General features: G+C 62.4%; 24 protein-coding genes. 16 read left to right on the top strand and 8 right to left on the bottom strand.

The genetic code is table 11. The features are described 5' to 3' along the window. The first annotated feature begins 512 nt into the window (after positions 1-512). The gene (locus ACFOD4_RS10605; protein ID WP_379596258.1) at positions 513-1124 is read left to right on the top strand and encodes a nucleotide-binding protein; all 612 of its coding nucleotides are present in this window, start codon (positions 513-515) and stop codon (positions 1122-1124) included. Next, complete coding sequence (locus tag ACFOD4_RS10600; protein WP_379596256.1) at positions 1117-1416, top strand: hypothetical protein; 300 nt, start codon at positions 1117-1119, stop codon at positions 1414-1416. Before ACFOD4_RS10605 ends, ACFOD4_RS10600 begins: the two co-directional genes overlap by 8 nt. A gap of 1316 nt (positions 1417-2732) precedes the next feature. Here the strand turns inward: ACFOD4_RS10600 and ACFOD4_RS10595 are convergent. Beyond that, complete coding sequence (locus tag ACFOD4_RS10595; RefSeq protein WP_379596255.1) at positions 2733-3041, bottom strand: hypothetical protein; 309 nt, start codon at positions 3039-3041, stop codon at positions 2733-2735. Positions 3042-3207: 166 nt separating this feature from the next. On the opposite strand from ACFOD4_RS10595, the gene ACFOD4_RS10590 reads away from it, so the two are divergent. Both ACFOD4_RS10590 and ACFOD4_RS10585 read left to right on the top strand, forming a co-directional pair. Next, entirely contained in the window at positions 3208-4509 is a 1302-nt protein-coding gene (locus tag ACFOD4_RS10590) for a cation:proton antiporter (protein WP_379596254.1), read from the top strand. Between the two features lie 434 nt (positions 4510-4943). Further along, positions 4944-5174 carry a hypothetical protein gene (locus ACFOD4_RS10585; protein WP_379596252.1) on the top strand — a complete coding sequence of 77 codons (231 nt, stop codon included), beginning with the start codon at positions 4944-4946 and terminating at the stop codon, positions 5172-5174. Positions 5175-5189: 15 nt separating this feature from the next. On the opposite strand, the gene ACFOD4_RS10580 is transcribed toward ACFOD4_RS10585, so the two are convergent. Further along, the gene (locus ACFOD4_RS10580; protein WP_379596250.1) at positions 5190-6785 is read right to left on the bottom strand and encodes an ABC transporter substrate-binding protein; all 1596 of its coding nucleotides are present in this window, start codon (positions 6783-6785) and stop codon (positions 5190-5192) included. Positions 6786-7469: 684 nt separating this feature from the next. Further along, positions 7470-8477 (bottom strand): LacI family DNA-binding transcriptional regulator, encoded by a 1008-nt coding sequence (locus tag ACFOD4_RS10575; RefSeq protein ID WP_379596248.1) that lies wholly within the window; start codon positions 8475-8477, stop codon positions 7470-7472. Between the two features lie 316 nt (positions 8478-8793). Between ACFOD4_RS10575 and ACFOD4_RS10570 the strand changes: the two genes are divergently transcribed. From ACFOD4_RS10570 to ACFOD4_RS10550, 5 genes are read left to right on the top strand one after another with little or no spacing between them, the layout of a single operon-like run. Next, positions 8794-9762, top strand: coding sequence for an ABC transporter substrate-binding protein (locus ACFOD4_RS10570; RefSeq protein ID WP_379596247.1), 969 nt, complete (start codon positions 8794-8796; stop codon positions 9760-9762). Beyond that, the gene (locus tag ACFOD4_RS10565; RefSeq protein WP_379596245.1) at positions 9762-10526 is read left to right on the top strand and encodes an ABC transporter permease; all 765 of its coding nucleotides are present in this window, start codon (positions 9762-9764) and stop codon (positions 10524-10526) included. The genes ACFOD4_RS10570 and ACFOD4_RS10565 overlap by 1 nt, the downstream gene beginning before the upstream one ends. Continuing rightward, positions 10523-11335, top strand: coding sequence for an ABC transporter ATP-binding protein (locus tag ACFOD4_RS10560; protein WP_379596243.1), 813 nt, complete (start codon positions 10523-10525; stop codon positions 11333-11335). Before ACFOD4_RS10565 ends, ACFOD4_RS10560 begins: the two co-directional genes overlap by 4 nt. Further along, positions 11332-12129, top strand: a complete 798-nt coding sequence (locus tag ACFOD4_RS10555; protein ID WP_379596241.1) for an ABC transporter permease — start codon at positions 11332-11334, stop codon at positions 12127-12129. The genes ACFOD4_RS10560 and ACFOD4_RS10555 overlap by 4 nt, the downstream gene beginning before the upstream one ends. Further along, positions 12122-13123, top strand: coding sequence for a DUF6282 family protein (locus ACFOD4_RS10550; protein ID WP_379596240.1), 1002 nt, complete (start codon positions 12122-12124; stop codon positions 13121-13123). Before ACFOD4_RS10555 ends, ACFOD4_RS10550 begins: the two co-directional genes overlap by 8 nt. Before the next feature lie 161 nt (positions 13124-13284). On the opposite strand, the gene ACFOD4_RS10545 is transcribed toward ACFOD4_RS10550, so the two are convergent. Further along, on the bottom strand, positions 13285-14274 hold the full coding sequence (locus ACFOD4_RS10545) for a Bug family tripartite tricarboxylate transporter substrate binding protein (RefSeq protein WP_379596238.1): 990 nt from the start codon (positions 14272-14274) through the stop codon (positions 13285-13287). A gap of 82 nt (positions 14275-14356) precedes the next feature. Further along, the gene (locus ACFOD4_RS10540) at positions 14357-15439 is read right to left on the bottom strand and encodes a TauD/TfdA family dioxygenase (RefSeq protein ID WP_379596237.1); all 1083 of its coding nucleotides are present in this window, start codon (positions 15437-15439) and stop codon (positions 14357-14359) included. 276 nt (positions 15440-15715) lie between these two features. On the opposite strand from ACFOD4_RS10540, the gene ACFOD4_RS10535 reads away from it, so the two are divergent. Both ACFOD4_RS10535 and ACFOD4_RS10530 read left to right on the top strand, forming a co-directional pair. After that, positions 15716-16753, top strand: a complete 1038-nt coding sequence (locus ACFOD4_RS10535; protein WP_379596359.1) for a LacI family DNA-binding transcriptional regulator — start codon at positions 15716-15718, stop codon at positions 16751-16753. A 2-nt stretch (positions 16754-16755) separates the two neighbouring features. Further along, positions 16756-16920, top strand: coding sequence for an alpha/beta hydrolase fold domain-containing protein (locus ACFOD4_RS10530; RefSeq protein ID WP_379596235.1), 165 nt, complete (start codon positions 16756-16758; stop codon positions 16918-16920). Between the two features lie 515 nt (positions 16921-17435). Here the strand turns inward: ACFOD4_RS10530 and ACFOD4_RS10525 are convergent. Then, complete coding sequence (locus ACFOD4_RS10525; RefSeq protein ID WP_379596233.1) at positions 17436-18416, bottom strand: amino acid ABC transporter substrate-binding protein; 981 nt, start codon at positions 18414-18416, stop codon at positions 17436-17438. A gap of 348 nt (positions 18417-18764) precedes the next feature. Between ACFOD4_RS10525 and ACFOD4_RS10520 the strand changes: the two genes are divergently transcribed. The 5 genes from ACFOD4_RS10520 to ACFOD4_RS10500 all read left to right on the top strand — a co-directional run bounded on the left by ACFOD4_RS10520 (position 18765) and on the right by ACFOD4_RS10500 (position 22798). Beyond that, positions 18765-19034 carry a DksA/TraR family C4-type zinc finger protein gene (locus ACFOD4_RS10520; RefSeq protein ID WP_456316885.1) on the top strand — a complete coding sequence of 90 codons (270 nt, stop codon included), beginning with the start codon at positions 18765-18767 and terminating at the stop codon, positions 19032-19034. An 831-nt stretch (positions 19035-19865) separates the two neighbouring features. After that, positions 19866-20009, top strand: coding sequence for a hypothetical protein (locus ACFOD4_RS10515; RefSeq protein ID WP_379596231.1), 144 nt, complete (start codon positions 19866-19868; stop codon positions 20007-20009). A 31-nt stretch (positions 20010-20040) separates the two neighbouring features. Continuing rightward, positions 20041-20946 (top strand): LysR family transcriptional regulator, encoded by a 906-nt coding sequence (locus tag ACFOD4_RS10510; protein ID WP_379596229.1) that lies wholly within the window; start codon positions 20041-20043, stop codon positions 20944-20946. A gap of 128 nt (positions 20947-21074) precedes the next feature. Beyond that, positions 21075-22067 carry an NADP-dependent oxidoreductase gene (locus ACFOD4_RS10505; RefSeq protein WP_379596227.1) on the top strand — a complete coding sequence of 331 codons (993 nt, stop codon included), beginning with the start codon at positions 21075-21077 and terminating at the stop codon, positions 22065-22067. A gap of 83 nt (positions 22068-22150) precedes the next feature. Continuing rightward, positions 22151-22798: an SDR family NAD(P)-dependent oxidoreductase gene (locus tag ACFOD4_RS10500; RefSeq protein ID WP_456316884.1), complete on the top strand. Its 648-nt coding sequence runs from the start codon at positions 22151-22153 to the stop codon at positions 22796-22798. Between the two features lie 618 nt (positions 22799-23416). On the opposite strand, the gene ACFOD4_RS10495 is transcribed toward ACFOD4_RS10500, so the two are convergent. Both ACFOD4_RS10495 and ACFOD4_RS10490 read right to left on the bottom strand, forming a co-directional pair. Continuing rightward, positions 23417-23617, bottom strand: a complete 201-nt coding sequence (locus ACFOD4_RS10495) for a DMT family transporter (RefSeq protein WP_379596224.1) — start codon at positions 23615-23617, stop codon at positions 23417-23419. 129 nt (positions 23618-23746) lie between these two features. Further along, a complete protein-coding gene (locus ACFOD4_RS10490) occupies positions 23747-24292 on the bottom strand; it encodes a TetR/AcrR family transcriptional regulator (protein ID WP_379596222.1) in 546 nt (181 codons plus the stop codon). Between the last annotated feature and the right edge of the window lie 56 nt (positions 24293-24348).

The following is a 24348-nucleotide window of genomic DNA, read 5'->3' as shown; positions in this document are numbered from 1 at the left end:
CAGGCAGCAATCAGCTGACACCGATCTGGTACCAACATCAGGTCGAACACCGCCCACCGCATTCCTCTACGCGCAAGTTATAGCTCGCGGCGACTAGACGCTGATCCAAGCCTCTATGACGCCACCAGCGACAAGAACTAGGCACACCACATGCTTGGGGAATGAAGCACTGCCGAGAGCAACATGCGGGAGAGAAGATGCACCCAGCGGGATCCAGCCTTTAGTCTGGTATGCCGAACAACTGGTCAGGCTTCTCAGGCCCTGCGGACTATAGATACATATATACATACATGTCATGCTGACATGCGGCGATGTCGGAACACACCGCCGTCCCAGCGCAGCAGTATGGGTATATCTACATATATACATATGTACATACGGATGGGGCCTTAGATATATGTCCATCTGTAGATACGTATGTATGCTCCGGCAGATCTGTCTACATACCTAGGCGACAAGCACGGATTGACTGTCTCGGTGGCCCGTGGATAGATGGATATACAGATATACAGATGGGCATGCATATGTTCGTAACCGTTGCGAGCTACAAGGGTGGAGTTGGGAAAACGACCACCGCCGTTCATTTGGCGGACTATCTCCAGAGCCTTGGCCCTACCCTCCTCATTGACGGAGATCCAAACCGCTCAGCAACTGGTTGGGCCAAGCGTGGTGGCTTTGCGTTTGACGTGGTGGACGAGAAAGCTGGAGCTTATTCCGCCCGTAAGTACCAGCATGTGGTGGTTGATACCGAGGCGCGGCCTGGGAGTGCTGACTTCGAAGCTCTAGCTACGGGATGCGACCTGCTGGTGATCCCCACAGTTCCTGCATCCCTCGACACCGACGTCTTGGTTCTAACGTTGCACACTGCGCGAAAGCTGGCGGCCGACAAGTACAAGGTCCTGCTGGTACGCGTGCCGCCGCCACCTGAAACAGATGGTGCGCAACTGCGGGAGGTGCTGGAAGGGCAGGGGATCCCCGTATTTGCCACAGACATCCCGCGCCTGAAGGCATTCGAAAAAGCGGCGGAAGGTGGAATTTCGGTTCGTGCCGTCGAGGGGGATGCCCGGGCCAAGCGCGCATGGGGTGCCTACGAGGCTGTGGGGAAGGAATTGGTCAATGGCTAAAAGCAAGTTTGCCGATATTTTTGCCAAACCACTTGAGGAACAGGATGGCCCTGTGCCGGAGCGGGTAGAGAAGGAAACGGCTGCCATCCCGCCTACGAAAGCAGCGCCTGAAGCTAACTCTCCTGCAGTGCTGACGCCGCTGACCTTGCCGACGGCCATGAACTTCAAGCTATCGCCGACAGCCGCCGCTGGTCTGCATCAGCACCAATTCAAGACAGGCCGACGGAAGCAGGACATTGTTGCGGAAGCGCTAATGCAGTGGCTGGAGCGCAACGCGCACCTCATCAAATAGCCTCGCACAAACTTCCCTATCTACTTGGATATCCATAGATATATACACACATATATATACTCTGAGTTTGACGAGTAGCTCTTCCCCATACCAATAATCATAGCCCGCATGGGGATCACACGTCCCCACCGTTGAGAAGGCATCCAGTGTGGTGCGGCGGTCGACGCCACCAGACTAGCTGTTCCATCACGGAAGGAACCGCTGATAAGGTGCCGACCACCGTCTAGGAACCGCCGAACGTTTGGCTGCGCCGGGACTGTCCTGCATGACTCCACATCACCCGAGTTGTCGCTCCATGAGCATGAAATTGGACCGACAGCTGTAGCGTCGATCCGGAGCGGAAGCACAACGTAGTTGCCGAGCTGCCGCTCTATGGACGTCTCGGCTCAAAGCCGTAGGCCCGATGCCAGAGACACCTGGAGCGTCAACGATCCTGGACCAACCAGTTGAAGGGAACGGCGATCCAGGCGGGGCGTGCGGCACATGCTTTTGGGTTCCTCCGCCTTACCGGCTGGCTGGAGGTGGTGTTCGCCCTCCGTGTCCTGCTCGACGGGCCGCCTTGAGCAAGTCGCGGAGCGCCAATGCAGGCGCACCTGATCCCGCAGTACGACGTACCCTCGCGACCGGCACGTTGCCTAGGTTCGGCCAAGAGAACAGTTAAAGGAGCCGGACGTCCGACAGCACCGTCTTCTACACACGCTCCACAGGTCTGAAGAGGGGAGGGGGCTCCGGGATCGCCGTATGGTCCCCAAAGAAGGTCCTGGTACTCCGCGCTTCCAGCGTCTCTCTGGCAGCGGGTGGAAGCCGCTCAAGACAGCGACCGCATGGATTTAAGCCGAAGGAGGTTCCCAAATCCTTAGGGCGGGCCGGATGGACGCCCTGCAGAACCTCATTACTGCCACAAGGGTCGTAAGTTCCTGTACCGATGACGACCAAAGGACGTCGCAAAGTACTATTCAGCCTGGTAGCGACCGGCGGCTGCAGCCCTTCTGGAATAGAGGTCGAGAGACAGGTTCCAACGAATAACTTGCTGACGGAGGCTGGTTGAGCCTGCCTCGCATTCAGTCCCGCCGTAACGCTATCGTAGCGGGAGAACAAGAAGCCGGCATGATGGCGCGCAGATCATGTTATCCGATAAGGGGGGATTATCGTATCAAATTACACTTCGGGCATTAATCATCGTCGAAGCACGGGGAGGGCCATCACGACTCGTTGGACGATTGAGAATCCGCCGGATCGTTGCCTGCAGTGCCTCTGCAGGAGCGGGGGCATAGGCGAGTCATGGATCATGGCCCTCTACCAGCACGATAAAGGCTCTATGTGGCCTGAGCTGTTTCAACGTCCGTTGCGCCGCACTCGTGAAAGCTGGCGAGCGCCGCCTCAAGCTGATTGTCACTGACCTCGGCCGTCACCATGATCCGGCCGCCGCGGACGCCCCCCGGCGTTTCGCCGGCCGCAGCATCGGCGGCGTCTGCACCCGATACCACGCTGCCGGACGTGTTGTTCTCACCCTCTGCCGCAGCCCGTACGCATTTGCGGTCCAGTCCATGATCCTGCACCAGATGTTCGACCGCCATCTCGGCGTTCCGGCGCGTCTCGAAATAGCCTGTGATGGTGTTGGGCATGTTTGATCTCCTTGACACATCTCCTAGCGCAGGAGAGTGGCATTGGATGCCCGATCGCCAGCACGAAAGTATGGATGCTCACCATTCATCGGCCCTGACTTAGGCCAAACGTCGTCCGTCTTTGCGCGGTGATGAACGTTAGCGCTTCCGGTCCGTTATGTAGGGAATGCCTGATAACTGGCTGCCTGACCCATATATCCTCGTCCTCACCGGCTGTGGGGTGCTGATCGCCCTGGTAGCCTGGCTGCCGCTGGCGCTGCGGCGACTTCCGCTGTCCCTACCGATCGTCTGCATTGCGCTGGGCGCGCTCCTATTTTCACTGCCCGGCCTCGTCTTGCGACCTTTGCCGATGGATTTTCCGAAGGTCACTGAACGGTTCACCGAGTTGGTCGTGATCATTGCCCTGATGGGCACGGGGCTACGGCTTGACCGCGCCTTCGACTGGCGGCGATGGGTGGTGACGTGGCGCCTGCTCGGAATCACTATGCCGCTTGGCATACTGGCCATAACCGGGCTGACCGCATGGGGGCTTGGACTGTCCTGCGCTTCTGCGCTGCTGCTCGGCGCCAGCCTCGCACCGACTGATCCGGTCTTGGCTGCCGACGTCCAGGTCGGGCCACCGAAGACTGGTGAGGAGGATGAGGTCCGCTTCGGCCTCACCTCGGAGGCTGGGCTGAATGACGGATTGGCTTTCCCGTTTGTGCATCTGGCCATCACCCTGGCTGCTGTGGCCAGCACGAATGAGCCGTGGCTCGCCGGGTGGCTTGGCTATCGGGTGCTGTGGGAAATCGGCGCCGGGATCGGCGCCGGCTGGCTGATAGGCCGCGCCTTCGGCTGGCTCACCTTTCATGTGCCGGCCGAGACGCGACTGGCACGGACGCGGGACGGGCTCATTGGCTTGGCCGCTACGCTAGTCTCGTACGGGTTAACAGAGATCATCCACTGCTACGGTTTCCTGGCCGTGTTCGTCACCGCGCTGAGCTTTCGCCGGGCGCACCGCGAACATGACTTCCACACGCAGATGCACGAGGTCACCGAGCAGATCGAGCGTCTGGCGATGATGGTGCTGCTGCTGCTGTTCGGCGGCGCGCTGGTCAGCGGTCTACTTGCCTCAGTCTCATTGGCCGAGGTGGTGGTGGCACTGCTGGTCCTGCTGGTGGTTCGTCCGGTAACGGGATGGCTGGGCTTGGTCGGACTTCAAGCTGACCCTAGTGAGAAACTAACACTGGCTTTTTTCGGCATCCGGGGCGTTGGCTCACTCTACTACCTGGCTTATGGCCTGAATCGCATGGAAGTGGCAGAGGCCCAACGTCTCTGGGGTTTCGTTGGCTTGGTGGTGCTATTCTCTATCCTTCTGCACGGACTGACAGTCACTCCCATTATGCGTTTCATTGACCGGCGGCTTGGACGTGACCCAGATGCCGATGATGCCACCCCACCGCCCGGCCTGAAGGGGCCAGCGGCTTAGAGGACAAACGCTGTATTTGGCGGGCCGAGAAGCGGTGCGGCCTCTTGGATACTGCACGTCTAAGATCGTGGGCAGAACGTAGCTTGTGACAAGCGTCGCCTTCCATGCAGATACTTTGCAGCGGCAAACATCCTTCACCCAGCTCGAACATGGATAGGTCTGGCTATTGATTGAAGGCAGATCGATCGCGATGCAAGTTCGCCGCTCATCCAGGGTCTGAGCGAGTGGGGTAACTAAGCTGTTGCAGATGCTCTACTTTCGGCAGCTTGCCCAAGTATCGAAGAGGCCAGCATGTCAGGTCCTAGGTTCCTGGATGACGCGGCAAGGCACGGAGCATCTTCGTTACCGCTATTCTGCTACATGGCAGGGGATGTTTTACCTGAAGGTCGCAGCCGCCACCGGTGCTCGAAGGATTCGGCAGGAACGTGGGGCGGATGCGTGCAGGTAAACCGGCGCAGTTGAAATCGCCCTTGTTGCTGACCACCACCTTCGGTCTTGAGGCTTGCATCGCGGCACTGATCCGTCATGCCAGGCCGGTGGCGCTGACATGCGGCGACGCCGAGGTGAACGACATCCAGGCCATGGCGATGCCCTCAGATACCGCCGGCACCTCGGCCTGCCCGAGGTTCTGGCCGGCGGCACCACATCATCTGGCAAGACGATAAGGGCTGCCCATTGGCTTACCCCTTCCTGATGTCGCGGTAGCGATAACGGTCGCTCATCGGTCCGGTATCCAGACCTCTCACCGTGGCTGGCGTGACCGAGTTTTCAATCAGCTGGAACAGCATGACAAACGGGCTCTCGCGCTGTCCGTCGCGTTGCAGCTCCTCGTATATCCCCCTACGCCGAGCCGCATCGGTCTCCTGCCGTGCAGCGAGCGTTCGAGCACTGAGTTCCGGGATCAACCAGTTGGCGCGCCAGGCCAAGGTCTTGTTGCGTGCATTGTCGCTGTTGTCAGTGTTGATCAGGAAGGCCTCAGCATTGGTATTCGGGTCGAAGTAGTCGCTGCCCCACTGAATCAGCGCAATGTCATGCTGACGGCCGCGTGTGCGGCTGACCACCTGCCGGCTGTCGCCGGGATTCATGCGCAGGCGGATCCCGATTTGCGCCAGATTCGCTTGAACAGCCTGAGCAATGTCGGCAAATGGCGCCTCTGCGGTGTAGTCGAAGCTTGCCTCGAAACCCTCAGTCAGTCCGGCCTTGGCCATCAATGCCTTTGCTGCCCCCAAATCTTGACGGAAGGGCGTATCGGTCAGCGCGCCAGGAAGTCCCTGCGGCAGGATGCTCTGGTTGATGGCGTACGTGGTGGGAACGACGTTCCGCTGGATACCCTCGTAGTCCACGGCAAGCTTGATCGCTTGGCGAACCTCCGGCAAAGCCAGTTGCGGCAGCTTCTGGTTCAACGACAGGTACATCACACTGGCCCGCCGCTGCGCGTGCACCTTGAACCGAACATCCTCGGCAACTTGCTGGATTTGCTCTGGACCCAGGTTTCGAGCGATGTCTACGTCACCGCGCCGCAATCCTAGAAGCTGAACCGAGGGATCGGCCACATGCCGGATGACGATGCGGCGCATCGCGGGCGGTTCGGCTGCGTGCGGGTTGGCATCCATCATGATGCTCTCATTGGCTCGCCAGGCACGCAGCATGAAGGGACCGGAGCCAGCGGTGTTGGCTTTCAGCCACGCATTGCCCAGGTCATCGCCCTGTGCGTTCGCCATGGCTGTAGCCTTTTCAACGACGCTGCCCACCACGGCAGAAAGGCAGAACAGAAGGAAGCTCGGGGCAGTCGGCTCGGCCAGATGCATCACCAGTGTCCGCGGATCAGTGGCGCGGATGCGTTCCGCCACGTTATCGCGGGTGAAGCCAAATTGATTGATGATGAAGGCGGGTGATTTGTTGAGGATCACGGCGCGGCATAGAGACCAGGCGGCATCCTCCGCCGTCACCGGATGGCCGGAGGCAAAGCGGGGGCCTTCCTTGATGCGGAAAGTCACGGTGCGCCCGTCGGCCGACATGTCCCAGCGTTCAGCCAGTTCACCGGTCAGCTTGGCGGGATCATTGTTCGGCGAAGTCACCAGTTTCTGATAGACATTGCCGCAGATCTCAGCGCCGCTCCACTCGAAGCTCTCGCCAGGATCCACGCTGGTGAGATCGCTGATCTGCTTGGCGACAACCAGGACGCCGGCCGGCGCCTGCGCCAAACTTGGCCGACCCCCGGGTAAAGCCAATGGGCTGGCGCAGAGTGTCAGCATTGTACGACGTGTCAGCGGCATCAAACCATTCCCCCGAATGCAGGAAACTGTAGTTGATTGCAGTGGCGTGACAAGCTGCACTGGCATGTGTTTCGGCGCCTTTGACCCCGATTGCCACAGGACGCAGAGCTTGTGTATGGCGCCTCCGCCAAGCTGGTGAAGCCAACTTGGGGGACGACACTCAGCAGCACCGCATTTAGGCTGACCGGCCGCGAAGCAGACCCGCAGCTGTGGCGCTGTATTGGCACTCCAGCAGATCTACGGGTCGGGCTGCAGTCGCTGTCCGGCAGAGCGGCTGACAGGGCCGAAGCTGGCGGCCACCACCTTGCATCCAAGCAAGGCCAGACATCCGGCCTCCAGATCCCCGCCAAGGCCGGGATTGAGGCGAAAGGCCAAAGCCACCGGCCGCGGGTCACATCGCCAGCCACGCTGTGCCTCCAGCCGTACCGCCTCGTGGCAGGGCTACAGCGTCTTGGCTTATGGAGTCTTGCGCCGTCTTTGCCGTCCGTCACTGACCTTGCCGTACCAGCGATAAGGTGCCGCTCCCCACAAGAGCTTGGTCAGAACCCTTGGGACTGCGAGTGGCGGAGGTCCGGAACCCTGGTCAGTGACCCGGTCGCATAACCCTTGAACGGCTAAAGATGTCGTCTCCAGTCATGGCTGAACGCAAGCCGTAGCGCCTTCAGCCTTGTTAGGCCGCTGCTTCTAGAGCTTGTCCTGAATCATGCGGGGTCGCGTTGTGCCGCGCGCGACAAGTCGTCCACGAAGTAGCACCGTCTCGTGTGGCAAGTCGGGGTTCCGGATCCGCGCTAGCAGAAGATCCATCCCACGCTGCACCATGGTAACCAGGGGTTGCGCGATGGTTGAGAGATTGTAGGTTGGTCGTGAAGCTTCAGCAATGTCATCGAAGCCTGCCACGGAGACATCCTCTGGAACACGGAGACCGTGGCGCCGCAGCGCATCTATGACACCGAGCGCCATGATGTCGCTTACAGCGAAGATGGCATGCGGACGTGCGTCCTGTGGCAGCGAAGCAATTTCCTCTCCCGCTGCAAAGCCGCCAAGCCAACTTGAGCTTTGGCCGCTAAACCGCGTCACGCCAAAGCCGGCGGTGGAGAGAGCGCGGCAGAATCCTTCCTCACGCTCCTGCGCAGTCGAGCTGGCCGTATCCGTACCAACGAAAGCAAAACTACGGTGACCTTCTGATAGCAGGAAATGAGCCATCTGTTCGGCACCGGCGATGTTGTCGCTGGACACAGATGAGGCATGGAGCCGAGTGACACGATTAAGCATCACTACAGGCACGCCTCGACGGCCGCATAGATCCGCAATGTCCGACGACAGTTGAGCCGAGGTTACGAGACAGCCATCGACGCGATACTGGTGCAGCGCCCGTAATGTATCCTCCTCGGCCGAGCCGGCGCCGAGATGCAGAATCAGGGGGCGCAACCCACGCACCGCCGCCTGCGCCACCACCTCCTGTAGCATGGAGATGTAGAAGGGGTTCTCGACCGGCCCCAGCACCAGCCCGATCAGTCCACTGCGGCCGCCTGAGAGGGTTCGTGCCAAGGCATCCGGCATGTAGCCCTGGTCAATGGCGATCGCAGTGATCCTTTCCCTGGTAGCAGAGGAAATCCTGGGATCGCCGTTCAGCGCCCGCGAAACGGTCGAATGCGATACGCCAGCCAGGCGGGCAAGGGTAACCACCGTCACACGCTCGACCAATCCTGGGTCTGACGGGCGCGATGGCGTCATGTGAGATGGTGGCATGGCCATAACATTATGAAAGAGGCCACGGCCTGAGAAGACTGCGCAAACGGATGCGCGACAATGCCCAAGATGATCCTCTTTGCCTCTGCTTGTGTGATGTCAGACCGGACTGATCACAGCGTACTGGATTCCTGACCATCTAAAATGTTGCGCACACGTGCGCACATTTGGATAGACACTACCGCATCGGAGTCGCTAGTTTCCGTGCCAATGCCGGCGGTATTCGACCGGGTAACGGGGAGAGACGTTCATGCGCGTTATGCTGACGCGCCGCACCGCCATTGTTGGCGCCGGCGCTGGTTTTCTTGCATCCACCGGCTTGGCCCGCCCCGCCTTTGCTCAGGGCGCGAAGTTGCGCGTGGGCGGTACGCCGAACTACGGGCCCGTCTTGCCGGTCCATGCAGCCAATGCGCTCGGGCTGTTCAAGAAGCAGGGCTTGACCGTGGAGTTCACCGGTTTTGCGGGCGGTTCGGCCGCTATGGAAGCCATCGCGGCCGGCGAAGCGGACTTGGTAAACTACTTTCCACCCGGTGTGGCGCTTGCCAAGCAACGCGGCGTTGCCGCCACCATCATCGCTGCCGGCACGCTGACGCCGCGGGGCTGGAAGATCATGGCGAAGAAGGACAGCCCGCTGACCAGCATCAAGGATCTGGCGCGTAAGAAGATCGGCGTCAGCTCCAATGGCTCGACGACCGACTTCTTCGCTCTCTGGGCTGGGCAGCAGGCGGGCGGCCTGGTGTCACGGATCCCGCTCGGCGGCGGCGGTATGATCCCTGGCCTGCTGGCGGGCAACGTCGATGCCATCGTCGCCTATCCGCCGTTATCTTATCAGCTGGAAACTTCGGGCGATGGCAAGGTCGTGGTCGATCTCGGTACAGCGATGGAACCGAATCTGCCCGATGTCTGGGTCGCGCCCGACAAGCTGCTGCAATCGCGCGCCGAGGACATCCAGAAGGCGTTGGTAGCCATCTACTCTGCCATTCGCCATATGAAGCAGAATCCCGACTGGACGACCCGCTTCATCGAGGAGCACAGCCGCTTTCCGCCCGCTGTGGCGAAGCTGGAATACGAGAACACGATCAAGAACCTCTCGGATGACGGCGCCATAGAGGAGGGCTGGGTAGAAAATTCTCTCGGGCTCGCTCGCCTGGCCGGGCTGCGTGACCTTCCTACGGCCAAGGACCTGGTTTCAACGCGCTTCCTGCCGATCAAGCCGGACGCGGCCTGATGAGTATGCGTGCCGACCGCGGAGTCATGCTGGCGCAGGCGGCAGCAGTGCTCGGCTTCTTCCTGATCTGGGAAGTGGCCAGCCGCAGCGGCCTCGCCGATCCGCGTCTGCTTCCGCCGCCCAGCATCGTGCTCCCTAAGGTGGTGGAACTGCTCTCGGAGGGTGAGTTCCGCCGCCACCTCTGGGTTACCATCCAAGAATTGTTGCTCGCCGGCATCATTGCGGCACCGCTTGGGATCGGCATAGGGCTGGTTCTGGCGGAGAGCGCTTATCTCGGCCGCGCCTTTAAGCCGTTTTTTCATTTCGTCGCAGCGGTGCCGAAATCGGTGTTTCTTCCGGTCTTCATTCTGCTGTTCGGCATCGGCTTCGGGCAGAAGGTGGCGTTCGGCGTTTTCCAGGCGCTGTTCGTCCTGGTGATCGCAACCTCCGCCGCCGTAGCCGCTGTGCCGGAGGAGTTGCTGCGGTTGGCGCGGGCCAATGGCGCGACACGGCGGCAGATATGGCTGGAGATCCACTGGAACGCCATGCTGCCGCTGATCCTCGAAGGCCTCAGGCTGGGCATGATCTTCAACATCGCCGGCGTGATCTTTGCCGAAATGTATGTCTCCCGCGCCGGCCTCGGCCAACGCTTCAGCACCTGGGGCGAAAGCTTTCGCATGCCCGAGCTTTTCGCTGGCGTTCTGATCGCAGCCGGCCTCAGCATCATCGTGAACGAGACGCTGCGCGTGCTGGAACGCCGTGCCGGCGCCTGGAGGAGCTCATGAGCCTTGACCTCGCCGCACCGCGCCGTGCCGAAGCCATGACCTCGCAGCCATCCGAGATCGAGGTGAGCGGCATTACTCACCGCTACCAGACCGGTCGGGGTGAGGTGCTGGCACTGCGCAACATCAACCTTTCGATCGCGCCTGGCCGCTTCGTGGGGCTGGTAGGGCCTTCTGGCTGTGGCAAATCATCGCTGCTGATGATGATGGCGGGCCTCGTCAAGCCGAGCGAAGGAAACATCACCGTGCGCGGTTCGCCGATCAACGGGCCGGCACCGGACCGTATCGGCGTAGTGTTCCAGGAGGCAAGCCTGCTTCCTTGGCGAACGGCGCAGGAGAATGTTGCCTTTCCGCTGAAGCTACGCGGCGTGAAGCGCGCCGAACGCGAGGCGAAGGCAGAGGAGCTGCTGCATCTCGTAGGCCTCAAGGGGTTCGAGAAACGACATCCGCACGAGCTGTCCGGCGGCATGAAGCAGCGCGTGGCCATTGCGCGTGGCTTCTGCCAGGATCCACCGGTGCTGCTGATGGACGAGCCTTTCGCCGCCCTCGACGAGCAGACGCGCATGACGCTCGGCGACGAGCTGCTGCGCATCTGGGAGCAGCACCGTAAGACAGTGGTGTTCGTCACGCATGGGCTGACCGAGGCGGTGTATCTTTGCGACGAGGTCATCGTGCTGAGCGGCCGCCCAGGGGAGGTGCTGGCCCGCATCGAGATCGACCTGCCGCGCCCGCGCACCTGGGAAATGATGGCGACCGAGCATTTCGGCAGGCTGCGTGAGCAGATCTGGAGCCTGATCCGGAGGCAGTCGTGAGCGCCAGCACTGCTTCGCCGGGTGCGGGGTGGCGTCTTTCACCCGTTGCGCTGCGCTGGCTCTGCCTCGTCATTCTACTGGCGTTGTGGGAAGTGGCGCCGCGCGCCGGCTGGGTGCCCCAGGTTATCCTTGCGACACCCAGCGCAGCCCTGACGGCGGGCGTTGCGGAATGGGAGTTCTTCGCCAGCGCGCTCGGATTCACGCTGCTGGAGATCCTTGTAGCACTTGGCTTCGCCTATGGCCTCGGCGGATTGGCGGGGCTTGCCATCGGCTTGTCGCCCTTCGGCCGACGCGCCGCGCTGCCGCTGATCTCCTCCGTCTACGCACTTCCGCTGATCGTCATCTATCCGGTGATGACAGCCTGGTTCGGCATTGGTCCGGCCAGCAAAATCTGGTTCGCCAGCCTGTACGGCATCTTCCCGGTGATCCTCTCCACTGCCGCCGGCGTGCAGCTTGTGGACCGCAGGTTGATCACAATGGCCCGGGCCCAGGGGGCGCGCTTCTGGCCGATGATGACCGAGGTCATCATCCCGGCCGCCCTCCCGGCCGTTGTCTCCGGTCTGCGGGTCGGGGGCGCGCTGGTCACCGTTGGCGTCGTAGTGGCCGAGATGCTGGCGGCGACCGACGGCATCGGCTTCCTCATTACCCAGTACCGGACCATGTTCCAGACACCGCAGGTCTATTTCGGCATCATGCTGGTTCTGGTCATGGCCGGCACGCTGGACACACTTATCAGCCGCCTTGAGCGCCATGCGTCGCGCTGGCGGCCGCAGCAGGACAATCACCATGACTGACTGTCTCGACCCCGTTCCGCCGTATCGCGCGCTATCGCCAATAGAGGGACCGTCTCTGCCAAGGCTGGATGAGCTGCTGCAGGGCGCTGTCGATCTGCACCATCACGGCTTTCCGGAATTCACCTTTGCGCATCCGACGCGGCATGATGATGCAGAGGAACTGCGCATGGCTGATGCCGCCGGTATGGCCGGCATTGTCATGAAGTCACATTTCTTTCCAACCACGGCGATGTGCTGGCGGCTGAACCGCCTCGGGCTGCGGGCGCAGGCCTTCGCTTCGATCACGATGAACCCCTGCGCTGGCGGCTTCCTGCCCATCGCCGTCGAGGCAGCAGCGAGGCAGGGAGCACGCGCGCTGTTCATGCCGACCTGGGGTGCCGCCGCCGACCAGCGACGCGGCGGCTTCAGCCATCACCTGACCGAGTTCCTGGAACAGGCACGTGGCCTTGACCCGGAGCGCGGTCTGACTGCCACCGACGCCTCCGGACGGGTTCGGCCGGAAGTAACCGAATGCCTGGCCATCGCCGCCGAATTCGACATGATGGTGGCCACGGGCCATATCTCACCACACGAAAGCCTGGCTGTGGTGACCGAGGCGAAGCGCCTTGGAGTGCGAGAGGTGATGTTCCAGCATCCTGACAGCCGCTCCATCGGCGCCACACGGGATGACATCCGCCAGATCGCCGAGGCCGGCGGCACGATCGAGTTCTGCGCCATCGGATTCACTCCTGCTTTTCAGCGCCTGCCAATGCCGGAGTGCCTCGACATCATCCGCGAGATCGGCGCCGAGCGCGTGGTGCTGACGACGGATTGCTTTTTCGGGTGGATGCCGCCGGCGCCCGAATTGCTGCGGATGACCCTGGGCAGCATGCTGCATCATGGTCTCTCGGATGTGGATGCAGCCAGGCTGGTGCGAGACAACCCGCGTCGGCTCCTTGGCTTGCCGGAGTGGTTCGCAGATGCTGATGCGCTTGCGGAACCGTCCCAGAAGTAAGATCACGAATTACACGCTGCACTGAAGATCAGCGCTGCCATGCAATCGGCCGGCTGATCTGCAAGGCGTTCATGCCATGCCTCGCGCGGTGATTGGGCGCTGACGCCCGAGCTGCTTCAGGGCCGCCGCCTGCGGCCTCCCGCGACGACCCTGACCAAGGGTTAGTTCGAAACGGAGACGAGGCCTTCCTTCGCGGCCTGGGCCCAGCGCTGGTCATCTTCTTGCAAGAAGGTGGCGAACTCGCTCGGGCCTAGCGTGCGCATGTCGGCACCGAGATCGGTGAGCCGCCTCCGTGTCTCGGCATCTTTCAGCGCATCCTGAACAGCGGCGTAGAGCTTGCCGGCGATCTCGGGCGATGTGCCTTTCGGCGCGTACATGCCGTAGGAGCCGGTGAACTCGTAATCCTTTACCCCGGCCTCGTCCAGCGTTGGCACGTCCGGCAGCAGGGGTGAGCGTTCGCGTGAGGTAACAGCGAGGATGCGTGCCCCATTACCGTTGAAAGGCAGAATGGCAACGGTGCTGCTGACAGCCAGAGCGATATGTCCCGCCAGTAGGTCGTTGAGTTGCGGCCCGCTGCCACGGTACGGCACCTCGACCATGGAGATCCCGGCACGCCGTGCTAGGGAGTTGCCAACATAGCTGGTCGCCGTTTCCGTTGTACCGAAGCTGATTGTTCCGGGCTTCGCCTTCGCTGCCTCAATCAGTCCGGCGATATCGCGGTAGGGGAGCTTGTCGTTGATGGCGATGACGAGAGGGAAACCGGAGAGCAGCGAGATCGGAGTAAAGTCCTGCACCGGGTGGAAGGGAACGCTGCGCATCGAGTAGCGGTTGATGACATGCGCTCCCGTGCAGACGGCGAGGGTGTAACCGTCCGGCGCGGCGCGCGCGACCGTCTCGGCGCCGATGACGCCGTTGGCGCCGGCACGGTTCTCCACCACGATGGGTTGGCCGAGCGTCTTGCGCATGCCCTCGGCAATGGCACGGGTAAAGATATCGGTCCCGCCGCCTGGCGAGTAGGGCACGATAATGGTGATGGGCCGTGCGGGCCATGCGCCGGCATTCGGTGATGCTGCCGATGCGCCACGATGAATCGTGGCGCTCGCCAGCGCGGCCATTCCGCCGCCCAGCACGCTCCTACGTGTGCCGTCCATTTCTTGTCTCTCCCTGTCGGCCCCATTCTTGGCGATGGGGCTCTCGATCAAGGCGGACCCGGCAGGTGGGCCCGCCACGCTGTCAGTAGGGGATGTTGTTCATCCCGAGGGATTCCGCCGCCCGTGCCTGATAGGCTAGCAGCTCTGGTGTCACGCCGCGTCCCTTGATGCCGCCGCGGACGGTGCCCCGGTCCACACTCTTGTAGATGTGGCGGAGATCCTCGCAGAGTGGTCGGCTATTCGGTACGGAGAGCCATAGGCGAAAGAGATGGCGCTTCTGATCATCTTCCTCGAAGTCTTCGTAATGCGTGCGGGAATGGTAGAGGACGTGGTTGTTAACGAATTGCATGTCGCCAGGCTCCAGCCACATGTCGAAACTGAACTCGGCGCTGCTCGCCATGCTCTGCAATGCATCCAGCGCCTCATGCTGTTCGGGAGACAGCTTGGGCTGGTCGTTCAGGAGTTGGGTAGAGCGGATGTGGTTGCGGATGTAGCGGCTGGCGAAATGCCCGTCCCGCATGCTGTAGACGGGCGCCATGTAGGTCGGCGGCTCGTCCGGCGCTTCCTCGTTCTGTCGGCTGTGTGGCAGGTTGCCGTAGAGCAGCTTCACGAGATCCGGGCGTGTTTCCAGCAGCGCGTTGTGGATGGCAACGGAACTGGCCAGCCGGCTAAGCCCACCGGACTTCGCCGTGTTGCGGCACAGGAGCCCGACCACGTCGCTGCCGTCGGTATGGTAGTCCAGCTCGGCATTGGTGTTGTAGCCACGGCCGCTCGTGCCACGGTAGGTGCCACCGGCGTCTCGGACGTCGGACATGATCTGGCTTGCTTTGCCCTGCGGTCGTGCCACGCCGAGATGCGTTCCGATCGACCAGAATAATAGCCGGTTATCCTCTACGGTCATCTGCTGCACCGGCAGACCGCGGATCACTTTGAAGCCAGTGCCATTCTCCAGCTCGTTCTCGATTTCTGCGAGCACGCCTTCAAAGGTGCCAAGCGGCATATCGGCCTTGGTGATCTCCAGCATCGCCTTGCCGGAGGTTTTTACCGCCTCGAAGCCGCGCATGAGGTCTGCGATTTCGCGCTGATCGAGCGGCCGCATCCACCGGTCCGAAGCTTGCAGATCCGCGGCGCGCCAGTCTGCCTTGGATGTCACCTTGCTGATCATTCTTGTCCTCCTCGCCGCACGGTTGGTTCCGCATGAACGGAAAAACAGTATGGCGATGGCAAACTCTCGTCTACCGGAATCGTGCAATCGTCTGCATGTTAGTAAGATAGCATCAGGCGCAGTTTTGAAGGGTTGCGAAGCGATGGAACACAGCCCGAAGCATGGCGAGGATCGACAGAGCCATGCAATCGATTAATTAAACTTGAAACTTCGGTGGACAGGCGCCAGGACTGGCCGTATCTCTCGCTTGTAACAGGGGAAGGCACATCTTTGCCGGTGGTCAAAGCTTTGGCGCAACGCTCCCGTGTAACAATCGCTGATATCTCGGCACGAGCCGGCGTTTCCACCGCGACGGTGTCCCGTGCCCTCAACGGCGACACTCGGATCAGCGCTGCCACCCGCCGCCGAGTGCATGATGCGGCACAGGTGCTGGGCTATACCGTCGACATTCTGGCGCGATCTCTGCAAAGCGGACGCAGCGGCTTGGTCGGGTTGGTCCTCGGCTCCACCGACAATCCTTTTTACGGCGAGCTTCTGCAGGAGGTCGTGCGACAGTCGGGCGAACGCGGTACTCGCATTTTGATCCTGCATGCAGGTTTCGGGCCGATGGAACGTCCGACCCTGGAGGCGATCCTGCAGTACCGGCTCGATGGCTGCATCGTATCCTCGGCCGAGCCCGCCTCCCAAGTCGCAGCTCTTTGCGAGGAGCATGGTGTTCCCGCCGTTATGATCAATCGCCTGCCCATGCTGCGCACCGCGGCCGTCGCGTGCGACAATGCCGCTGGCGGTCGAGTCCTCGCCGATCTCCTTTGTCGGGGTGGGCACCGTAGCTTCGGCATCGTCATGGGACCGGTCGCTGCCTCCACCGCGCGGGAACGAGAGCAGGGTTTCACCAGTCACCTCGCCGAACACGGCTTCAACGTGTCGCATCGCTTCATCCGGGGGGAGGACGAGATGCCCGTGACCAGCTATGGCGGTGGTTGGCAGGCAGGGCTGGACATTGCCAACCTGCCCGTGCGGGAGCGACCCGAGGCGGTGATGGCCATCAGCGACATCATGGCGATTGGTGTTATCGATGCACTTCGCCAGTGTGCCCTGCGTGTACCACAGGATATATCGGTCGTGGGCTTCGACGGCATCCGAGAGGGTGCACGAGCCAGTTACGGCCTGACAACGGTGCGTCAGCCTCTGCGGCAGATGGTGACCTGGAGCCTGGACTTGCTTGATCGGATCTCGGGATCGTCCACGCAGGCCGAAACGCTGCTGATTCCGGGGGAACTGGTAATCCGCAGTTCTGCCCGGCCACGCTGCTGAGCGTGCATTACCGCCGCGCTCCGGAGAAGCCTTATCCTGCGCCGACCGAAGATGCCTCCGCGGCGCTGTGCTGGGTGGCTGAACCGGCTGATGCGCTCGAAATTGGTTCCGCACGGCCGGCTATCGCCGGAGACAGCGCGGGCGGCAACTTGGCCCTCTCTGGCTGATACGCTTTCTGTGGTGGGCCGGCATATTCGTAACGGCGGCCTCAGGTGGGCTGGCCATATTGTCTGACCAGCGCATCTCCACCTCGCTTGATGTGCCGACCGTGAAGGAGGCAGGCTTCCTCAGGTGAACAACCTGGAGCCGTGGCACGCCGTGCTGGCGCCCAGAGGCACTCCGGCGTCGTAAAGATGAACCGAGCGATCAACCGGGTGCTCGCCGGCCTCAGATGCGGGAGCGCCTCGCCGCCATAAACCTCATGCCCATGTCCGGTTCGCCGGAAAACGTGGCGAGATTTTTCAAGGAGGAGAACGCGCGCTGGGTTTCGGTGGTGCCGGGCATGAACGTCACCTCCCGTTGAAAGGCTGCCGGGTGAAGCGGAGACATCAAGAATTATTGGAAAGAACAACCTATTTAGCCCCGCCTGCACTTCCCTGGCTCAGAAGAGGCCAAGTCCAAACGCGGTGACGAGCCGGGCCGGGCTGTCGCTGATGGGGCGACGGCACGGCCCGGGCGCCGCTCATCGAAGGGGCCACGCGTACATCAGGCCGCCGGCTGTCCAGAGTGCGTTCGGTCCGCGTTCCATCCCGAGCGGTGTGTCCTTGCCCACATTGCGCTCGAACACCTCGCCATAGTTGCCCACCGCCCTGATGGCGTCGTAGGCCCAGTTCGGTGAGAGCTTCAAGGGCTGGCTCAGCACAGGATCTACGCCCAACAGGCGACGAACGGAAGGCGCACTGTCGGTGGCTCGCCGGGCCTCCGCGTTTGCCGCGGTGATGCTTAGCTCCTCCGCCTCGATGAGCGCGTTCAGAGTCCATCGGATTGCATCGAACCACTCCTGGTCGTCGCGGCGGACCATGGGCCCGAGGGGCTCCTTGCTGATGCGGTCAGGCAGGACGACGAAGTCACCGGGATTAGGGAAGGTGGCGCGCACCGCCGCGATCTGCGACGCGTCGGTTGTCAGGGCGTCGCAACGGCCTGAGCTGAAGGCTGTGGCCACTTGGTCGATGCGCTCGAACAGCACCGGCGTGATGCGGACGTTCACTGCCCTATACCAGTCGGCGAGATTGCCCTCTGTGGTGCTGCCTTGCTGGACGCAAACCGTTGCGCCGTCGAGTTCGGCGGCGCGGGAGATGCCAGCGTCCTTGCGCACCATGAAACCCTGGCCGTCATAGAAGTTGATGCCCACACTGCGCAGGCCGATGCTGGTGTCGCGGCCCATGGTGGCGGTGGTCTGGCGTACCAGGACGTCAATCTCGCCCGACTGCAACGCGGGGAAGCGCTGCTGCCCAGAAAGCGGGACGAATCGAACCTTGGCGGCGTCGCCTACCACCACCGCGGCGATAGCACGGCAGATATCGGCGTCGAGTCCGCGCCAGATACCCTGGCTGTCAGGCTGGGAGAAGCCTGCCACGCCGGTATTGACGCCACAGATGAGCATTCCCCGATTGCGGACTGTGTCGAGGGTCGCTCCGGCCCAAGCGGGGATGCTGGCGGCCAAGGAAAGCAAGCCAAGAATTGTTGCGGCAATGCCAAGTTTGATCTGGGGCATGAGCACCTACCTAATCTAATCGCCAGAGCATGCTTGTGCCGCTCAGGTTCGGTAAAGACATAATCCTCCTAATCATCGGTGACATTCCAAGGCTGGTTATCAGCCACACGACCACTCTCTGGATGCCGCTGGGGGAGGGGAGAGCTGAGGCGCTTTTGTCAAGCCTATCGCTGTTCCAGAATCGAAAGTTCGCCTTCGCAGGAGGTCTGACGAGGCTGGCGCTTCGTCGTGCAGTTCATTGAAAGGCCCCCTCCTGGCGCCCACTTCCATTGACCTCGACCGCAATCAAGCCGGGTGATGACAATGGCGAGTGGATGGGCCCCAGACAGCGCAGTGCAGGACCAGATCGACGACACCGTCGCGGACGGCGTCTTGAGAGCGCGTGCTCACCTTCCCACGGGGGAAGGAACCACGCACTGCCATGAGTGCGGCGAGGAGATCCCGCCAGCGCGCCGCAGCGCGCTTCCAGGAGTTAGAACCTGCGTTGCCTGTCAGTCTGCTTGGGATCGCCGGCCGGTCAACATCGGGTTCAACCGCAGGGGCAGCAAGGACAGCCAACTCAAGTAGGTTCACCTGATGCCTGGTGACGAATGGACGATTGCCAACGGGCCCGGACTACATGCTTGGAAGGACCTCGCAACGGTCTCACGGGTCATCTTGGATGGCACGGGGACGCCGCTTCCAGAGCAGGCTGTTGTCCGGCGGAGGAGCTCGAGCGGCGCCTTCAGCGAAGCCTATGCCATACAGCAGTCCGGCCGCCCCAACGGGCGAGAGGGCGCCCGGCCTGGCGTTCTCCGGCTAGCGCCGCCATCCGCCGCGCTAGTCATGGCGAGCTTCAAAGCCTAGACCCGTCGGCGCGACATCCGTCAGCCGAAGCGAGGGGAGACGGCGGCAGTCGCCGCAGCGAGTGGCGCCGCTGGCTCTGTCGCTAGCATTTCGCGCGCATCCGTGGTGACCGCGCAGTCGATATCACCACGGGCGCCCCAACGCTCCGATGCGAAGATGGGCCGGGTTTCGACACGGTCGTCGACCACAAGGCACCGGACTTCACGGAGCAGCTTGCCAAGGCCAGTGTCATCGACATCGACCACTTCGCACGGGTGGGTTGGCCCATCTGAGACACGGCGTTGCCACCGCTGAATACCTATGACTGCGTGCGGCTCTGCGGCCTGAACCTCGCAACACCAGGACCGTTCCGGTCGTTGCCGGGGGCATCGATCGTCTGCCCGGTACCATGGCCCAGGTCATGGCAGAGAGCCTGAACCTACGGCTTCATCCAGACCGAGTCGCTGACGAACAGCTGCCGAACTCCTTGCAGGAGGCCGAACTTCAGATCGCCAAGGACCAGCTGCGTCGCCGTGCGCGGTTCGTGGGCGGCTTGGGAACGCTCCGGTCGCCTTGATCGCGCAGCTGAAGAGCCAGAACTTTGGCAGCGTTGTGGTGCAGTTCGGCCAACCTCGACACCGCCGCGCCCTCGGCAGCATCGCCTTGCCGTCGATCCTGTCGCAGAAAGTGGCGCTTGCTGCTCTGGCCAAGGTGTAAAAACTCTCCATTCTTCTGGGGAATAGTCTTGATGGATCGGTTTGCGTCCTTGCAGTTGTTCATCCGCGTCGTGGATCGTGGCAGCTTCACCCGGGCGGCACATGAATGGGGGATCGGGCAGCCTGCTGTCAGCAAGCAGGTCGCAGCGCTGGAGGCCCGGTTGGGCACGCCGTTGCTGAACCGGACGTCACGTGGCCTGCATCCAACGGCGGCAGGCCAGGATTTCTACGATTCGGCGGTTCGCCTGCTCGGTGACCTGGAGGAGGCCGAGAACCGCGTCGCGCGTGGCAGTTCCAACCCGGCTGGTTTGGTCCGGGTGGCGGTGCCACCAGCCTTGGGCGGCATGTACATCGTCCCGCAGCTTCCGGCCTTCTTCGCTCGGTTTCCCAACGTGACGGTTGAACTGTCAGTCGGCGAACGCCGCGTGGATCTTATCAAGGAGGGGTTCGACCTTGCGTTCAGGGTTGGGACCCTTGGCGACTCCTCACTCATCGCCCGCCGGATCGGAAGCCTGCGCATCAGCACCGTGGCGACGCCCGACTACCTGGCCCGGCATGGAACACCGAGCGATCCGGCCGCGCTCTGGAGCCACAACCTCGTCACTCCGCTTCTTCACGGTGGCACGGCCGAATGGCTTTTCCTGGGGCCTGGCGGTCAGTTCTCGCTAGAGCCGTCCGGCAACATCAGGTCGAACGATGCTGGGGACCAGCGTGCCGCCGTGCTAGCCGGGGTCGGCATCGGGCGTGGCCCGACTGCACTGTTTGCCGCTGACCTGCGTGCCGGGACGGTGGTCAGCATCCTCAACGACTTCGCTCCACCACCGTCTCCGATCCACGTTGTCTATGCTGGCGGCCGCAGAGTTCCTGGCCGTCTGCGCGTGGTCGCTGAATTGCTGGCAGAGATCTGCGCCTCGGAGCCTAGCCTCTGCCTCGACTGAGCCGGTGCATTCCTCCCAGGAATAGATACTAGTCGGGCAGCCTTCCTACGTCGGCGTTCCGCGGGAGGCCAGATTGCTCCTGCAAGACGAAGGAGATGCAGATCGTGAATGCTTTCAACCGGCAGATCGTGATTGCGGCGCGGCCAACTGGTGACGCCAAGCTAAGTGACTTCAGGATCATCAAGCAGGCAGTGCCTTCGCTCCGTGACGGGGAGGTCCTGGTCCGCAACCTGCTGATCTCGATGGATCCATATCAACGCAGCCTGATGGGCAATGCGTCGAGCGAGCTGCCGCCCATCGACCTGGGGCAGCCCATGTCCGGCCCAACGGTTGCCATCGTCGAGCAGAGCCGCAATGGGAATTTTGCCATCGGTGACCACGTCGTCAGCTGGTCGGGCTGGCAACAATATGGGGTCACCGACGGCTCCGACCTGATGAAGGTTGATGCCGGGGCAGCGCCGCTGTCGACTGCGCTCGGTGTTCTCGGCCACACCGGCCTGACAGCCTGGCTCGGCGTGACCAAGTTCATGACTCCGAAACCCGGGGGCACCTTCGTCGTCACTGCCGCGGCGGGCTCTGTGGGTTCGGTGGCCGCACAGATCGCCAAGCTGCGGGGCTACCGCGTGGTCGGCATCGCCGGTGGATCAGAGAAGGTGCGCTACCTGCGGGACGAGCTCGGCCTTGACGAAGCTGTCGACTACAAGGCCCCCGGTTTTCAGCGGCAGCTCGCCCGCGCACTGCCTCAGGGCCTGGACATGCTGTTCGAGAATGTCGGCGGCTCCATGTTCGAGGCGTTGATGCCCCACTTCAATATCCGGGCGCAGATCGTCATCAATGGCACGATCGCGCAATACGCCCATCCTGGGGTGTCCCCCGGACCGAACCGGCTGCCGGAGCTGCTGAAGCTCGTCCTTTACCGGTTCATCGAGATGAGGGGCTTTGCCCTGCCGGACCACCTCGCGAGCTACACGGAATTCCTGGCTGAGGTCGGTCCCTGGGTGTCAGAGGGCGGGATCAAGTACAGCGAGGACTTCGTGGACGGGCTCGAGAACATCCCGGCCGCCTTTCTGCGGCTGTTCGACGGTCGCAACCACGGCAAGCTGATCGCACGTGTCGGCTGAGCTGAGAAGGGGAACGACCATGAATGAGCTTCGTGGAAAGCGCTCCCTAGTGACCGGCGGCTCGCACGGCATCGGGGCCGCGATTGACTTGGCACTGGCGGAGAAAGGCGCGGACGTTGTCATCAGCTAGCCGCCGAGACAGTCCGTGCCATTGCGGGGATGGGAGCCCAGGGCCTCGCTATCCCGGCCGAAAGCGCCGAACCGGCGGCCCTCGGCCGCCTGGTCGACGAGCCGGTCGAACAAGTCAGGGTCTTGACATTCTCGTCAACAATGCCGGCATTGCCCGCTTCGGCATGGTCGCGGAGATGGAGGTGGTCGACATCGACGCCCTCCTGAACGTCCATCTACGCGCCGCAGTGCTGCTGGCGCGGGCGGCCATCCCGCACCTTGCTCCGGGAGGACGCATGGTCTTCATCGGCTCCTCCCTGGCCGACCGCACGGTTTCCACAGGCGTCACGGTGTATGCGGCCGCCAAGTCTGCGCGGATCGCGTTGACGCGCGGCCTCGCACGCGAGCTGGGCCTACGGAACATCACCGTTAACCTGGTACAGCCGGGCGCGACCGACACGGAGATGAACCCGGCGGATGGGGCCCTCGCCAAGGCACTGCGCGACATGACCCCGCGTGCCCGCTATGGCAAGCCGAAGACGTGGCGGCGTCTGTGGCCTTCCTGGCGACACCTGCCGCGAGGCAGATCGCCGGGACAGTTGTCACAGTGGACAGTGGCCTGAACGCCTGAGGGGGGAAACGAAGCACCGGGAGGAACAGGCAGGAAGCTGCTCTGGCCGTAGAGCCAGATCGCGCGAGCCTTGATCGGGACGTTGCGCCCCTGCGGCCTTGCCATGGTACTCGGCCTCTTCATTCATCGAGGCTTGAGAGAGGCTCCGCCTGCAGCGGAGAATGATCACGGTTGCGGCTAAGCGCCTCGGTCACGCCTTGAAAGGCGTACTTGCCAGGTCCGGACGCATCTTCCGCTTGTTCGACATTGTCGATCCAGGGGCGCCAATGTTGTCGTGCATCTGCCCACATTCGCTGGAAGAAGATGGGCGCTGCGCCGGCAATCGAGACTTCGTGTGGGCAACGCGGCCCTGCACTGGATGGCTTCGGGAAGGGTGTGGAGGCCCTTCTTCGGAGCTGGATGAGAGGGGCTGTGTGTGAGTCGTAAGATCGAGCAGGCCTTTGCATTGGCGCCGCCCATCCAACCAAAGTTTCCTCTCAACTGACTTCGAGAAGGTGGGGCAGGGGAGTCGACCTCCAGCCGCCAAAATTCTGGCCGAACGCGACGAGTCCGCTCTCGGAGGGGGGGGTGCGGGGAAGCGACGGCAGCCATCGACTGATGACCGCACCCTTCAACTGGCAAGCTTCAGCGTGATCACGCCTCCGATGATCAGCACGACGCCCGCGATGCGCCCCACGGAAACAAGGTCGCCATAGATCATGATCCCGACCAGGAAGGCTCCGGCCGCTCCGATGCCAGTCCAGACTGCATAGGCAGTGCCCATAGGGATCTGACGCTGCGCCAACCAGAGCAGGAAGCCGCTAGTGCCCATAAGGCAAGGGCAACCGCGATGCCAAGCCAGCGTGTCGCGGGTGCCTGCACCATCTTCAGGCCGACCGCCCAGCCGATCTCGAGGAGGCCAGCAAGCACAAGGTAGATCCAACCCATCCTCCGCTCCTGTTCAGATCGTGCCGTCGAGGAGCTCTCGCAACTCGCCCTGGATACTGGCCCACTCGTCATCGCCGAATTCCATCAAGCCGAAGGTGCGCAGCAGGAACGCGCCTTCGGTGGCCAGCAGCGCCACCCTGGCCCGGCGTCCTTCGATGGAACGTGGATCAAGGCGTCCGAAGAGCTCCGCGTACCAGGACCTGCACTCGGCCCGGTGTTCCGCGGCGTCGATCAGCGCCGCCATGAAGCCCGCCGCTCGGGCGCGCTCGGCGGCGTCCATGGCCATCGTGATCTCGACATGACCTCGCACAACCGCCATCGGCCCCGGATCCGGGCCGGTCGCAGAGCTCATCTGCGCCTCATACTCTCCGGTCCAGCGCTCCAGCATGGCTCTGATCAGGTCGTCCTTGGTTCCGAAGCGCGACTGGATGCCGCCCTTCGAGATTCCAGCCGCCTTGGCCACGGCATCGATGGTCAGGGCACCCGTCCCGTCCTTCAGCAGGATCTGTTCCGCGAGGTCCATGACCCTGTTGCGGTCGATTGTCGGTGGGCGACCCATAGAGATCCTCCTTGACCAAGATAAAATACGTCCATATGGATTTATACGGCTCAAGA

Origin of the sequence: Teichococcus globiformis, assembly GCF_042646265.1 — a bacterium.
Taxonomy (GTDB): Bacteria; Pseudomonadota; Alphaproteobacteria; order Acetobacterales; family Acetobacteraceae; genus Pseudoroseomonas; species Pseudoroseomonas globiformis.
The sequence above is the reverse complement of the archived record's forward strand: the minus strand, read 5'-3'. Positions and strand labels throughout refer to the sequence as shown.